At 32.4% G+C, this 14,899-nt stretch carries 14 protein-coding genes and 1 pseudogene; all 15 read left to right on the forward strand.

Annotated features, from left to right (window positions below; all coding sequences use genetic code 11):
• On the forward strand, positions 1-320 hold a 320-nt coding region (locus BLQ19_RS14010; RefSeq protein WP_139150265.1), incomplete at its 5' end, for an integrase core domain-containing protein.
• Between the two features lie 99 nt (positions 321-419).
• Entirely contained in the window at positions 420-956 is a 537-nt protein-coding gene (locus tag BLQ19_RS14015) for an alpha/beta hydrolase family protein (protein ID WP_074538759.1), read from the forward strand.
• A gap of 281 nt (positions 957-1,237) precedes the next feature.
• Complete coding sequence (locus BLQ19_RS14020; protein WP_139150266.1) at positions 1,238-1,759, forward strand: hypothetical protein; 522 nt, start codon at positions 1,238-1,240, stop codon at positions 1,757-1,759.
• Positions 1,760-2,180: 421 nt separating this feature from the next.
• A pseudogene (locus BLQ19_RS21860) lies at positions 2,181-2,315 on the forward strand (DUF6984 family protein); the annotation flags it as partial.
• Complete coding sequence (locus tag BLQ19_RS14025) at positions 2,302-3,021, forward strand: DUF2071 domain-containing protein (protein ID WP_074538761.1); 720 nt, start codon at positions 2,302-2,304, stop codon at positions 3,019-3,021. The pseudogene BLQ19_RS21860 and the gene BLQ19_RS14025, both read left to right, overlap by 14 nt.
• Positions 3,022-3,474: 453 nt before the next feature.
• A complete protein-coding gene (locus BLQ19_RS14030) occupies positions 3,475-4,011 on the forward strand; it encodes a GNAT family N-acetyltransferase (RefSeq protein WP_175444438.1) in 537 nt (178 codons plus the stop codon).
• A 599-nt stretch (positions 4,012-4,610) separates the two neighbouring features.
• Positions 4,611-5,081, forward strand: coding sequence for a COG3650 family protein (locus BLQ19_RS14035; RefSeq protein ID WP_074538762.1), 471 nt, complete (start codon positions 4,611-4,613; stop codon positions 5,079-5,081).
• A gap of 191 nt (positions 5,082-5,272) precedes the next feature.
• Positions 5,273-5,875: an RDD family protein gene (locus BLQ19_RS14040; RefSeq protein ID WP_083332253.1), complete on the forward strand. Its 603-nt coding sequence runs from the start codon at positions 5,273-5,275 to the stop codon at positions 5,873-5,875.
• 777 nt (positions 5,876-6,652) lie between these two features.
• Positions 6,653-7,903 (forward strand): vWA domain-containing protein, encoded by a 1,251-nt coding sequence (locus tag BLQ19_RS14045; protein ID WP_074538763.1) that lies wholly within the window; start codon positions 6,653-6,655, stop codon positions 7,901-7,903.
• Positions 7,896-8,999, forward strand: a complete 1,104-nt coding sequence (locus BLQ19_RS14050; protein ID WP_074538764.1) for an AAA family ATPase — start codon at positions 7,896-7,898, stop codon at positions 8,997-8,999. The genes BLQ19_RS14045 and BLQ19_RS14050 overlap by 8 nt, the downstream gene beginning before the upstream one ends.
• 3 nt (positions 9,000-9,002) lie before the next feature.
• Positions 9,003-11,735 (forward strand): leucine-rich repeat domain-containing protein, encoded by a 2,733-nt coding sequence (locus BLQ19_RS14055; RefSeq protein WP_074538765.1) that lies wholly within the window; start codon positions 9,003-9,005, stop codon positions 11,733-11,735.
• Between the two features lie 5 nt (positions 11,736-11,740).
• On the forward strand, positions 11,741-12,139 hold the full coding sequence (locus BLQ19_RS14060) for a VOC family protein (RefSeq protein WP_074538766.1): 399 nt from the start codon (positions 11,741-11,743) through the stop codon (positions 12,137-12,139).
• A gap of 42 nt (positions 12,140-12,181) precedes the next feature.
• Positions 12,182-12,829, forward strand: coding sequence for an alpha/beta hydrolase (locus BLQ19_RS14065; RefSeq protein ID WP_074538767.1), 648 nt, complete (start codon positions 12,182-12,184; stop codon positions 12,827-12,829).
• 177 nt (positions 12,830-13,006) lie between these two features.
• Positions 13,007-14,167, forward strand: coding sequence for a YHYH protein (locus BLQ19_RS14070; protein ID WP_074538768.1), 1,161 nt, complete (start codon positions 13,007-13,009; stop codon positions 14,165-14,167).
• Positions 14,168-14,238: 71 nt separating this feature from the next.
• Positions 14,239-14,898: a hypothetical protein gene (locus BLQ19_RS14075; RefSeq protein ID WP_074538769.1), complete on the forward strand. Its 660-nt coding sequence runs from the start codon at positions 14,239-14,241 to the stop codon at positions 14,896-14,898.
• Position 14,899: the final 1 nt, after the last annotated feature.

Here is a 14,899-nt window from a genome sequence, read left to right on the forward strand (position 1 = left end):
AGACTTTTATGAACTGGTGTAAAAAGAACTTTATAGAAATTAAATATACACAACCGGGAAAGCCAATGCAAAATGGATATATAGAACGATTTAACCGTTTCTTTAGGGAGGATATATTAGATGCCTATTATTTCAATGACATTTATCAACTTCAAAAAATAAGCGACAACTGGAGAGAAGACTATAATTTTAATCACCCGCATAAATCTTTAGGTAATATATCACCTAAAGAATTCATGCCCAGATTTGATGAAGAATTTAAATTCTTCATCAAATCTGACCTAAATAATAATTATTTATCGAAATTAGAGGTGTCCTAAGAAGGGGAAGTCTACAGTTATGGTGGTGAAAAATCTACTCTTCTAGACCAATCAAATATATTTCTAAACCTTGGATACAATACGTTATTAATAGATTTTATGGGTTCTGGTGGTTCTCAAGGATACCAGACTACGATTGGGTTTCACGAATCAGAACAAGTAAAACTTAGTTATGATTATATAAAAAAGAATAGTGATAAGGACATTTATTTATTTGGAACTTCTATGGGATCAGTGGCCATCTTGAAAGCCATCGATGTATATAAAATTAATCCTGAAGGAATTATTATTGAATGTCCGTTTGGAACCATGTACCAAACTGTTTGTTCTAGATTTAAAACGATGAATGCTCCCACTTTTCCTATGGCTGGTTTATTAGTATTTTGGGGTGGTATTCAAAACGGATTTTGGGCATTTGGACATAATCCGTCAGAATATGCCAAAAGCACAATTTGTCCGACTCTTTTAATGTATGGCGAGCAAGATGAAAAAGTGAGCCGGCAAGAAATTGACGAGATATTTAAAAATTTAAAAGGAAAAAAGCAACTAAAACTATACCCTGAGACAGTTCATGAAAATTATTTAATTAAAAATAAAGCGCAATGGACTACAGATGTTGGAAGTTTTTTAGATTAAAAAATATAAAATCATCATCATCTATAAGCAAGTGAAATGAGATTTAATAAACCGGTATATATATTGCTAGTCTCTTTTTAATTAAGAAAAATAGAACTGGTTTATTTCTTTATTCTTAGTAAATAAATTACCTATTAAAAAAAACCAAACTTAGGCCTAAACCTAAAATAAGTACTAATTTTCTGCTATACTTACGACATACTTGACATTGTGCGTTATTTACAAATGGAGTTTCAGTCAAGATTTTATTTAAGCCAATGTATAATAGCAAAATAAAAAATATGAAAATTTTTGAAAGCGATATGTCTGAAGAAGATGCTCAAAAGGTTTCTGACGCCTATTCTAAAGAAGCAAATAGTTCTTTGTTTGGAGTAATATTTCATTTACTAATTTTAATATTTTTTAATTTTCAATTTAAAGAATTGGGATATTATAAATATTTAATTTTACTTCTTCCAGTCATCTCAACAATATATCAACTAAAAAAAGCCATAAACATATTTTTTTTTAATCCTATTCGAAAAGACCTTGAACTACAGAAAAAAATAACAATTACTCTAATTATTTCTAAAAAAACAGAGGGATATAAAGATTTTGAATTACCTAATGGTTCTGATTGTATTGAGTTTGAAGAAAACCCTTATTTTGCAAGTTTAGATGTTTCAGAAAGTAGTTTTTACAATACTAAGATTGGAGATGAAGTAAATTTTGAATTGAGTAAGTATGGAAAATGGATAATAGCAGTTTATTCTAAATCTAAAAATATTGATTATAATGCTCATAAACAGAGGAAGAGTAAATAATATAAAGCAGAAAAAAAAATTATTCTTTAATCTCAGACACTATTCTTCTACACTAATAGATTATAAAACAGGTTCTTTGAGCTTTTTTCATTGTATTTATCTTCTACTTATCTGGGCAATACAGGAACGTAAGTTTCATAAAATGGCCTACCCGATTTTGCAATGGTAAAGGACTGTTTAAATAGTCTAGGAGAGCCAATTATAAATGTTACCAAAATTTAAAACTATACCGTATAAAGTAATCCTATTTTTTCCTTTATTGATTCTAACTAAATCTACAAATTAAAAAGAATCAAACTTAAGCCGTGTAAAATTAATTACTATGGAATTCCCTCGCAGGTATCCCTCGAATGAATTAAATTAGTCGTATGTCGGAAAATTCTAACGGATTTACCGTGACTAACCATACGGAGTTCTAGTTGCTATCAAATTAACTTGTGACAGTAATGAAAAGCTTTTTGAATTAGACTTTTGGAAAGTTGACTTTGATCAGTTAATCTCTTTTCCAACTTTTAAAAACTTGAAACTTAAATCTCCCAACAATGAAAATACCTAAAATAAAAGGAGTAATAGACCGAAGAATTTTAATCAATTACCAAGTTGACAAAGAAGTTTTGGCAGAATATTTACCAAAACCTTTTAAACCTAAATTAGTGAACGGAAAAGGAATTGCTGGAATTTGCCTAATCAGATTAAAAGAAATTAGACCGAAAGGTTTACCAAAACAAATTGGTATATCTTCTGAAAATGGAGCACATAGGATTGCGGTTGAATGGACTGAAAATGGAGTGCAAAAAGAAGGAGTTTATATTCCAAGAAGAGATACTTCTTCAAAACTAAATACTTTAGCTGGTGGAACTGTATTTCCTGGAATTCATCATTTAGCAGATTTTACAGTAAATGAGAGTGATGGTAATTATGAGGTTAAATTTGTAAGCGCTGACAAAACTTCTCTATCAATTAAAGCAAGTAAAACTATCACTTGGAATGATGAAAGTATATTTAAAAACCTTCAGTGTGCATCTGATTTCTTTGAAAATGGTTCTATTGGATATTCCCCTAACAAAAATGATCATGATGGTCTTGAATTAAAAGCTTATAATTGGAAAGTCTCGCTTTTAAATGTTGACTTTGTAAAATCGAGCTTTTTTGAGAATGAAGATATTTTCCCAAAAGGTTCTGTAAAATTTGACAATGCACTTTTGATGAAAGACATTGAGCACGAATGGATAGGATTGGAGAAAATTAAAAACTGCACCTAACACACTATAAAAAACATAGGTATTTGTACTAAACCGAAAGGTCTGTGTAGATTTATAATGTCCACAAAATCTTTATGGGTTTTGCTATGTACTCAGATCGAAATGATCAGCTTTCGCTCTACATCTTTTAAGATTATTGAGAGACCTATATATAAAAAATAAGAAATGAATAAATATTTGAAACTCGATGAAAAGTATTCATGAAATAATAATGTTGTTATTCCTTAATGAAAACTATTAGTCGGTTTATATTCCCGCTAAATTTTATTAGGTCCATTTGCAAATCAAAATAGCTTCAAAACTTTAGCATCACGGGTAGACTAAGGCCAAACCATAACATTTCTTGCGCTCTAATCACTTTTAATTAAACTGCTACGGTATAGGCTTCAACTGAAACAAAACTCCTAGTTTTACTATAAAATAAAATTCTAAATACACTAAAAATGTGATTCTATGGCGGAAAACATTGATATTAAAGTAGCAAACGTTATGGACTTAGAAGGAATTTTAAAACTTCAATCCGAAAATCAAATCTCTCAAGGGGGAACCCTGTCTGCCGAATTGAGTCGCAGTCAAATTGAAGAAATGATGACAGATATGCCACAGATTGTAGCTTATATAAATGACGAAATTGTAGGTTTTCTTCTCACAACATCACAGGCTGCAAATAGAAAAAGGCAGGTTCCTATTGTAGATGCCATGTTTACATCATACACTCCTGCTAATACCGACTCCTACATTTATGGTCCTGTTTGCGTGAGCCAATCACAACGCGGAAAAGGATTAGCACAAATGATGTTTAATGAACTTTTATATCGAGCACCAAATCGCGAAGGAATTCTATTTATCAAAAGTGATAATGAATCTTCATTGCGAGCTCATGAAAAAATGGGTCTTAAAAAAGTGAGCATTTTCAACTTTAATACGGCTGTATTTCATGTATTTTCTTATTTATTTTCTTCGAATGAAGCTAAAGAAGATCAACAATAACAAGAGTTCTGAGCTAGTATGCTCAATTTTAGCACCAATAACAACCTAAGCGAATCACTAAATTTAAGAATAGCCTCTGTATAAAGTCCTTCTAATATCCATCGCAATTTTTTTTTAAGTTGGAAGCATGAAGATCCAAAAAGCTTTTAAATAAACAGACTACAACGATACCTCAAAATTCAAAAAAGTTCAAATTTGTAATTGCGGAATCAGGCTTAAATTATAGAAGCGAACCTAATGGAACTATATTAGGTAAGTTTGCTTGGAGGGAGAAAGTTGAATACCTCATATTTTATCAGCATGAGTATAAAATAAAGTATAAAAACTGCTGCGACTTGAAAAGCAGTTTCTAAGGAAAAACTTATAGTTTGGATTACTAAGCTGTCTAAACAAGCACATAAAACCCATGAAAAATAAGAGCTTCGTCTATTATTCATTACTTTGCTTGTTTTTATAATGTAGAAATGTTTTAGATTTGGTACGTCAGAAAACCTTTGCTTCGTTCCTGGGAATAAACAAAATGTTTTCTTTATTCGGAAATACACTTAATATACTCATTGTAAGTGATTTATAAAAAATACTAATTATAAGAAAATTTCATGATATTAGAAGGTATATCTAAACTGTTAGTAGTTCTATTGATAATCAATTTATTTCTAACTTCTTGCAAGGAGAAACAAAAAAATAGTGTTGAAAATTTTACAACTAAAAAAATAATAGAACAAAATTCAGCATTAAACACAGATTTTCTAGTCTACTCTAAAAAAGACCAATTCCCATCTGATACTATAAAACATATTATGAAAGGAAGGTTGACATTAGGACATGAGCTTAGTAGTTTTTCTCCTTGTGGAGATACTAATGAATTTTGGATTTTGGCGGAAGACGAACTGTATGACTTATACTTTAATTTGACAAAAAATAAAAAACCCTACACTCCAATATTTGTAAGAATTGAAGTTATTGATAAAGGAAAATCAGAAGATGGCTTTGCCGCGGATTACAAGAGCACATATGAAGTAAAAACTATTGTAGAAGCAAGAAGCATCTCGGATATAGATTGCGATTAAAAGATTGTATAGAAAAATCTATAATTCATAAAAGCTCAGGACTTAAGACCTAGCAATTAATTTTATCGATAAAAATGAATTGCCATCTATATTTTGTGTGACAATAGACATTAAAAAGTAAGTACATAACAGAACCGATACTCCTTAGCTCCTACCCTATCTTTACCCCTTTTTTAACCATACTTGTAATTATGATGAATAGTTTTACATTTGAAATAATGGCTTTTGGAGCACTGCTACTTGCCTATTTTGTTCTGTATTATTTATCTGATTCTATTATCAAAATAGAAATACAAAAGAAAAAAACGAAAAGGATTTCTAATTGCAAAACCTATAAGACGATTACACGTCGAGGAGAAAATTTTGAATATGAATTCCCCTTAAACCCTAATTTAGATGAATTTTGGTTGAGACTATTGGCAAAAATATTGGACTATGGCTGCTATTCGAGCTTGTTTTTCTTGATTAACACTATGTTCATTGAAAAAAGTCCGTCTCCATTCCTATTAGCATTTCTAGCTTTATTTCTTATAAACCCCATATTAGAGTCGCTATTAGGCAAAACTTTTGGAAAGTATCTATTCGGAATGAGAGTGATTGACGATTATGGAGAAAACCCTTCCTCGTTGACTTGTTTCATAAAGAATATACTTCAACTTTTCAGTATCGTTTTTTATATGTTATCAAGTGCAACGATCTTAGAGGATGAAATGTTTTTTCATAATAAAAGAACTTTTACTTACACGATTTGGAATAAAGACCATGATAAAATAGTATCTGAATTAAAAAAATAAGACATAAATAACACTATTAAAACCGGATTAATTATTTCCATTCTATTAATTTTCTTATCCATTGTTTACCCATTGTAAATGTCTTTTTTGCCCCCTTGCCTTTATTTTTGACCTCACCCAACTTTTTAGGGTATATCAACCTATAAAAAAGACGGGTTAATAGCCAATTTCTAAGCATTATATGTCATTAACCTAAAACACAACACTTTAGCTTCTTCCATACCTAAAATGCACCAAAATACAACCGTTCTACTTTAATATTATCAATCTTATTTATTATTTCTGCGGTTTTACACATGGTTTTAAATGACGCCGGCTAGTGCTCGTTTATAACGAATATCATAACAGTAGATGAGTTCTATCTATTAGCCACTCCAGGAAATAAAAAAAGAGTTGAAGTTATCATGAAAAATATAGCAGAAAATGAAAACAATATTTTCCCCATAGCTGGCAGAATACCCTAAGAAATTGAAATGTAACGAAAAGTAAAAACTAAAAGAACAAAACTGCAGCGCAGGAACTAATGGCTTGTTCTCACTTGCTTGGAAAATCCACCAACTTTTTTATTCCTATTTTTTTTCTAAATTCGGTGCTTAAACACACCATAAATCATAAATAAACCCGTTGTTACTCCTGTAGGCGCATAGTTAATAAGCGCTAAAGCGGTAAAATCCGACGACATGACGGCGATGATAAAATAATTTGGTTGCTTTCTTAATCTTTAGCCTATATTGAACTGTTTAAAACTAACACATTTGCACTTAATTTAAATAAAGCTTGGCACCACCAATAGAAATTTCACGGATTAGTACTAAAATACTTCTTTCAGAGCCATTTTATGGCCACTTTATGCTTGGAATGCCCAAGACTATGGATACATCTATTGATACTGCCTGCGTATCTTTAATCGGTAAAAACCTAATTAAATTAAGTATTAATCCCAGCTTTTGGGAATTGCTCAAAGAAGAAAAAAAGTACGGCCTCATCAAGCATGAGATTCTTCATGTTGTTTTTAAACACTTATTTATTCTAAAACGTTATGGGAACAAAGCATTATTTAATATAGCTGCAGATTTAGTGGTGAATCAATACATCAAACCCACACAATTACCAGAAGGCGCTTTAATGCTTTCTACATTTACGTATTTAAAACCGCTGTATGGCATAGCATTAGAACCATTTCAAGCTACAGATTACTATTACAAAATGCTGATGAAGGCTATTACAACAACTCCCAATCAATCTGTATCCAGCTATGAAGAAGAGTACGGCCCTATTGCCCAATTAAAAGACCTTATTGATCAAAATAATGAACAGCTCAAAAAACACCACTACTGGCAGCAGTTTCAAGAGTTAACTGAATCTGAAGTGAAAATTATGGAGTACGCTCTTTACAATCAAGTAAAGAATGTAATGGATAGATTTCAAGGGAACTCCAGTGTGTTAGGGCATTTACCTGCTTCATTAGTAGACTACCTTAATAATTTACTTAATGAATACAAACCAAAGCTAGATTGGAAAAGAATTCTTAGGAAATTTGCAGCATCAAGCAATAGCACCTATTTAAACAATACCATTAGAAGGCCTTCTAAAAGATATGGTACAAGTCCGGGAATATCTGTAAAAAGAAGGCAAAACTTATTAATTGCTCTAGATACTTCCGGATCACTTCACAAAAAAGCGTTGGAAGCATTCTTCTACGAAACACATTTTTTATGGAGGCAAGGAGCCGTAATTACTATAGTGGAATGTGATGTGATCATTCAAAAAAAATATGCCTATAACGGCGAATTTCCTAATCAAATAAAAGGAAGAGGTGGCACCAATTTTAACCCACCTATAGTGTTAGCTAACAAGGAAGTAAGGCCGGACGGAATTATATATTTCACAGACGGTTTTGCGCTACCTCCTACTACAAAGTCTAAATATCCAATATTGTGGGTGATAACTCCAGATGGTATAGATGAGCAATCAAATGAATGGGAACAATTAAAAGGACAAAAGATAAAAGTGAATTTATATGACTAATGATTATCAATATTTTGGCTTAAAATCTTCGTCAGAAGGCGTAGCAGATTTTGTAAAACACATTATTAATTCGAATCTTACTTTTGAAGAAAAAGGAGAACAAAAAACTCCTGTGTGTATTTGGGGAGATCATGGTATTGGAAAAACGGAACTTGTCAAGGAAATTGCGAATGATCTTAACTTTAAATGGGCCTATATAGCGCCTGCACAGTTTGAAGAAATGGGCGATTTACTAGGTATGCCAAAGGTTGTAGAAAATGAAACCATATTTGCGCCTCCACAATGGGTACCTAAAGATGAAGGTCCTGGAATACTGTTAATAGATGATGTTAACCGTGCCGATGATAGGATTTTAAGAGGGATCATGCAATTACTTCAAAATTATGAATTAGTCAGTTGGAAATTACCAAAAAACTGGCAAATTGTTTTAACAGCAAATCCTGATGGTGGTGATTATTCTGTTACTCCCATGGACAATGCGTTGTTAACTAGAATGATGCATATAACCATGCAATTTGATGTTAAATCTTGGGGCCGATGGGCAGAGGAAAAGAAAATTGATCCTAGAGGAATTAACTTCGTATTATCGTATCCTGAAATTGTTACAGGAACAAGAACTACCCCCAGAACACTCGTACAATTCTTTAACAGTATTAAATCTATTCCTAAGCTTGAAGATCACCTGCCCCTAATTCAAACTTTGGGAGCATCTTGTTTGGATGAAGAAACAGTTTCTGCATTTATTACGTTTGTTCAACAAAATCTTTCTGAATTAATTGAACCTTCTCAAATTCTTAATGCCAAAAATTTTGAAAAAGAGGTAAGAAAAAACATTGAAGCTGTTGTGATTAAAGATATTATTAGGGTTGATATTCTAGCAACCATATGTTCAAGACTTTCTAATTTCCTAATTGTAAATAAAACCAACCCTTCTAAAGAGCAGATACAAAATATACAGGCATTTATTAAAATGGATGTATTACCTAACGATTTGAGACTTGCGTTTTTGCAGGATTTAATAAGTTCCAAAAACAATCATTTGAAAACTATTATGAACGACCCTGAAGTAAGTATGATGCTATTAAAAAACATGTAAATTATGAACTTTAAGAACCTAAGAGATTATCATGAGGCAACCTGGTTACAGTATGCAAGACATGATATGGAAGGGGTATATATTACCAAACCAGAAGACCCTACAACTATTGTCAATAGGTTTGGGGCATTAAAAGCGCTAGAAATAGAATTTGATAAAGGAGCTTTTAACAAAAAATCATTTGATGCCTCCGCCTATTTAGAAGAATGGTTTAATTCAAAACCTTTTGAATATTTTGGTATGCGAAGAGGTCATCATATGACTAAACTACCAGATAGTATGGCTAGGCAAGCTTTCAAATACCTTAACCTTGGTACTGGTGACATTAGTGACTTGAGTAACGTTTTGCCCTACCTATCTAATCTATCAGAACTTAAGCTTTCTTCTAATATAGCGCTTACGTTAGGTAAAGGTTTTTCCAATCTTAGCAAGCTTAAAATCTTATCTATCCAAGCTAAAAATATAGAGGACATAGAAGAAATATGGGAATGCAGTAGCCTAGAACACCTTTCATTACGAATTACTGATTTAAGAAATATATCCACTAAAATAAATAAACTAAGACAGCTAAAGACACTTATCCTTTACGTTGAAGAGCTAGATCAAATTGAAGCTGGTGTAGCGTTTACCCATATTGAAAATTTAGACCTACATACTCAAAAAAATATTAGTGCTATTCCTAATTCAATCTTTTCAACCTCTTTGAAAAAAATAGCGATTACCTCATACTTAATGGAAGGTGCTATTCAATTCCCAACAACACTTCAATTACCAAACCTCCAAGAGTTTACATTAAAACTCAAAACCTTAAAAGAGTTTCCTAGACTAGCTGCACCAGCATTAAAGAAACTAGATTTAAATCTGCCTTCTTGTGATTCCATTCTGCCAAAATTGTTTGAGTCCACTCAAATTGAGGATTTAATTTTACATACTAACCCAATTAAAGATGACATTAAACAACTTCCTTCTAAAGGGGTGAAAAGATATAATGGAGGTGTATTTCACACCTCTGAAGTAATGGATTTTGCAATATGGCCAGACTTAAACCAACTCAATATATCTGGTAACGGTGATTTCAAAATAAATATTTCTGATAACAAACAGTTACAAAGACTTTTTATTAATGAAAACAATTTTTTAAAAACGATAGAACGTCTTCCTGAGAATATTGAAGAAATTTCTATAAATAAAGCAGAAAACTTATCGCATGTTCATTTAACAAGTAGCCTCAAATCCCTAAAAAGCCTAACTATAAAGAATTGTCCAAATTTATCTTCTATTAGTTTAAATGAAAAAGAACTGACAAACTTTTGTAGTTTATCCGTTGAAAATTGTGCTTCTTTAGAAAAACTTCCAATAGAAATCCTTTTAGTACCAGGACTCCATGTAAGGACTGCTGGTAATGCCGATTTATTAGTAAATACTGATTTTGTTAGAGACTATTCTAAACTACTCAAATATCTAGAAAAAGTAGACATACCCCGCGCTGCACTTTTAGCTCTTGGTTTTTGGATATTTAATCATACACGATTTGAAACTATTTCTAAAAAAATTAAGGAGAACACCCTCCTATTATTGGAATATTCGAATGATTTAATTTTTAATCTTATTCGCAAAAATGTTGCTTATTTAAACCCTAATAACGAAAGTTTTATTAATTTAAATACGGCAAGTTTAAAAGACCAAAAAATAGTTATTGTTGGAAATACTTTTGATACCAAAACAGTACTTAAAAGCAAGGCAAAAGAGTTAGGCCTAAAAAACACAACAAAAGTTAAGGACGCTGATTTCATTTTAATTGCTAAAAAATCTAAAATAAGTGCGGAATTAAAAAATACTGTAATACTGTTAACGGAAAAAGAATTACATGACAAACATGAAACAAAAAATCCAAAGTTTTTAAAACAGGAAGATACAACCGTTGAACATAAAGAAAGTCTCAGACAAATTCTATGGTCTACTGACCCTGATACAGAGTTAATGGCACTAGAGATGATGAAAAATGGAGGCTTGCCAGACGAAGTTATTGGAGAATGTATTGCTATTGCAAAAACTTCTATGAATGCCAATGTAAAAGCAAAATATAAATCTTTTTTAAAAGGTCAGGTCTCTGGGGAAATTTTTAAATTAGTGAGTAAAAACGTTAGGTTTAATTTAGATAATAGTCCCTTTTGGAAATTACACTATGAATTCCCCAAAGAATTATTAGGTAAGCTTGCCGCTGCACTGTATAAGAGAACCGGTAAATTTTGGGCGGACACATTAAACTTTAATCCAAATGATTTGGAAATACGAATGGAGATTGTTCAAAATATACTAATCCCTAAAGTTATTGAACGGCCACATTACATACAGTTTCCATATAACCTAAAGAATGAAGAGCTTAAGGTTCTATTAGATTTGCCAGAAGTAAAAGGAAAACTTAAAAGACTCAATATAAGCTCTATTGAGAAAGATTTACCAAAAGAATTAGGAAATCATATATCACTCAAAGAATTAATCATTAACGGTGAGTTTATGGCTACTGAAATGCCTAAAGCAATCTTTAAATTAAAGAGGCTTAGTCATTTAAAAATTAACGCAACTGTACTCAGTTCCGTGGATGACAAAATTTCTGAACTGAAAGAGCTAAAGGAAATAATTATCTATAATAAAATTCCAATTTCGATATCTGATGAATTACGTAAATTACCTAAAATAAAAAGAATGTATTTTTCTGGAAAAGTAAAAGAATAAACCAAATGGAATTTGACCGAACAGGAATTATATTATACACTGTTGCCTATAAAGAGTGTGTTGTTTTTTACGAAAAAATACTAGGGCTAACCAAACTATTTGAAACCACAGCGTTGACATGTTTTGAATTTGGAGGCTCTTATTTAATGGTTGAATTAGACACTGCCCAAGATGGTCAAAAAACGGCAGAAGAACGTACTAGGACCTGTTTACGCATGAATGTGCCCAATGTAAGCGCGCTTGCAGAGAAATTGATAGCAAAAGATATTGTGGTAGATTATCAAGAACATTCATGGGGCACTATTGCTAAGTTTCATGATCCCGATGGTAATTTATGTGCTTTTAAAGACAGTAAAATGTTTGAGGCACAAATTTCAGCATTCAAAAAAGAGCACGGCCACTAGAAAACACCAAGCTCTAATTCTTAACGGACATTCAGCAAAAAAATGAAAATATATGCGCTTAGCGGACTTGGAGCAGATGAACAAGTTTTCAATGCTTTAACGCTTGACTATGAATTAATTCCTATTTTATGGTTAACTCCAAAAAGCAATGAAGCTATCACAGCCTATGCCCAAAGGCTAATAACTAACTACAAAATAGGAGCAACTCGTGACTTTGGTATTTTAGGCGTAAGCTTTGGTGGTCTCATTGCTACAGAAATTAGCCAACTAACTACCCCTAAATTCACCCTACTTATTTCCTCCTTGGAAACAAAAAATGAATTAAATGGCTTCTTAAAACTAATAGGCAAATCTAAATTACTAACACGAATCCCAGAACGCTTATTTAAACCTCCAAAAGTTATAGCTCATTACATGTTTGGTACCGATAAGAAAGAGCTCCTAGACGCTATTATTGACGATACCGATTTAACATTTACCAAGTGGGCAATTCTAAAATTGTTAAATTGGAATAACGAAACAAAAATTCCTAATTTGATTAAAATTGGTGGAACAAAAGATAAAGTACTCCCTCCGAAAGGAACCAATACCATTTTAATTGAAAATGGTGAACACTTTATGATTGTAGATCGCGCTAAAGAAATAAGCCATATCATAAACAAAGCGCTCAAAACTTATCAATTTAAATAATTTCCATAATACGGCAGAAACCACTTCATGCTATATTCTATAGTAGTACACACCTTTCTTTAAAATAAATCCCCTATATTTAATATGATTACCATAAAGTAAGATTACAACGATCACCTAACCTAAACTATAGCTAAGTTACCATAACATAGTCAAAACGAATTTTAAATTCTTCCCATGAAAAACCTTTATTTTGTACTCCTAGTATCGCTATTAATTTCTTGCAATTCTAAAAAAAAGAAAGACCTCACGAATACCGAAGATGGCAGGCCATCACTGAGTCAAATATTCTCAGAATTTGATGCAGATAAAGATGGAAAACTATCTAGAGCTGAAGTTAATGGTCCGTTAGCAGATGATTTTGATGCTATTGATACCAATCAAGATGGGTTTTTAAGTGAAACCGAATTAACGGCTGCCCCAGGACCAAAATATGAAGAGGAGCAAATCATAGATAAGAGTGAAATTAATACGACTATAAAAACCTTGGCCATCAATACGGAGTATTTTATTCAAGATAATATTATTGGTGACATCACTCAAGAAAAAATAACCTTATCCGGAATAGAAACGCTGTGCTATGTGATAAAAACTCATTCTCAAGCTACAGAACACCAAATGGGACCTTGGTGTCCCCGTCATATAGAAGACGGAATGGAAAAAGGAGGATTATGGTTCAAAGATGATAAGGTATACGATGTCTCTGGGCATTTTATAGCCCAACTTGATGAATTTTATAGTGATGATAAGTGGAAGCTATACCGAGAAGATGGTACGGTAAAATATACAGAAACGGAAGAGGCTTGTTTAGCTGCGGCAAAACCTGATGTGGAAGAGGCATATAACAATTACTGTGTGGAATGTTTGCCAGAATATTTTAAAGATCAGGTGACGACATTTTTCATTCCCGTAAAACCAGTATATTTAAATACATCACAAAACTTAGGAAGAACAGGAATAGGAATTGCTTTTAATGGTGTAAATTTTGATCCACCAGCACCCACTCATGCTATACTAGCCGCACATACCATTGCTCCTTTAGATGATCATGGAGGGCATGTAAATCCGCATGGAGGCTATCATTACCACGCCGTGGCTGGAGGTACAAAAGAAATTGAGCAACCAGACGTACATGCCCCAATTGTTGGTTATGCAATTGATGGGTTTGGTATCTATGCCTTAAAAGATAAAAATAATCATCTAGCAGCGGACCTTGATGAATGTGGTGGGCATTCTGATGCGGTAAGAGGTTATCATTACCATGCTGGTGCCGTAGGAGATAATCAAATTATTAAATGCTTACACGGCTTACCGGGATACACGCAAGTACAAGAGTAAATAAAAGGATGCTAAACTATGTTGCGCATAACTAGTAAAAGTCTTAAAATACAGAACACGGAGTATCTACCATGAAAAAGTTTACATCTTATATCTCGTTATTAAAAAAAGTAGCTGTTTTTTTATTAGGATTTTTATTTTTTGCAGTTTTTCTAATGGGAGTTAACATTGTTTTTTTTCAAGAAGAAGACAATTATATGCTGGGAGGTATTATTATTTGTGCCTTGGCGCTTTATGTTGGCTGTTACCTTTTAGTAACTGAAGACCAAATGTATTTGCTTAATTTTGGATTGATAGGTTTTGGACTTGCTGCATTAATTAATTACATTAATCCCGGGGGCTTTGAAGGTATAGCCAGAAATGCTTGGTACAAAAATAATGACCCCTTTATTCCCTACCAAAGCATAAAACCTGTTCAAATAAAAGCTGATGTAGAAAAATGCCAATTGTACAAATATGGCACGTTTTACTCCGGAACAGATACGATCACTAGATATAGAGAGGGAGAAGACGATTACGAAATGATCAATACTGAGTATGAAGGAAAACCGATAAAACTCTTATGGCTAGATGATTGTTCCTACCATAAAATTCTAGAAAAAGGGCTTGTACTTTCCTATATTCGGATGGGAGATTTTGAGGGCCAACACTATACGATTCATTCTTTGTATTTGGATCAAAGTAGTGAACCTAAAACTAGAATTGTACAACCTGTAGCCACTACACCTTAAA

The sequence above is a fragment of the Cellulophaga baltica genome (genome assembly GCF_900102165.1).
In the GTDB taxonomy this organism is placed as follows: Bacteria; Bacteroidota; Bacteroidia; order Flavobacteriales; family Flavobacteriaceae; genus Cellulophaga; species Cellulophaga baltica.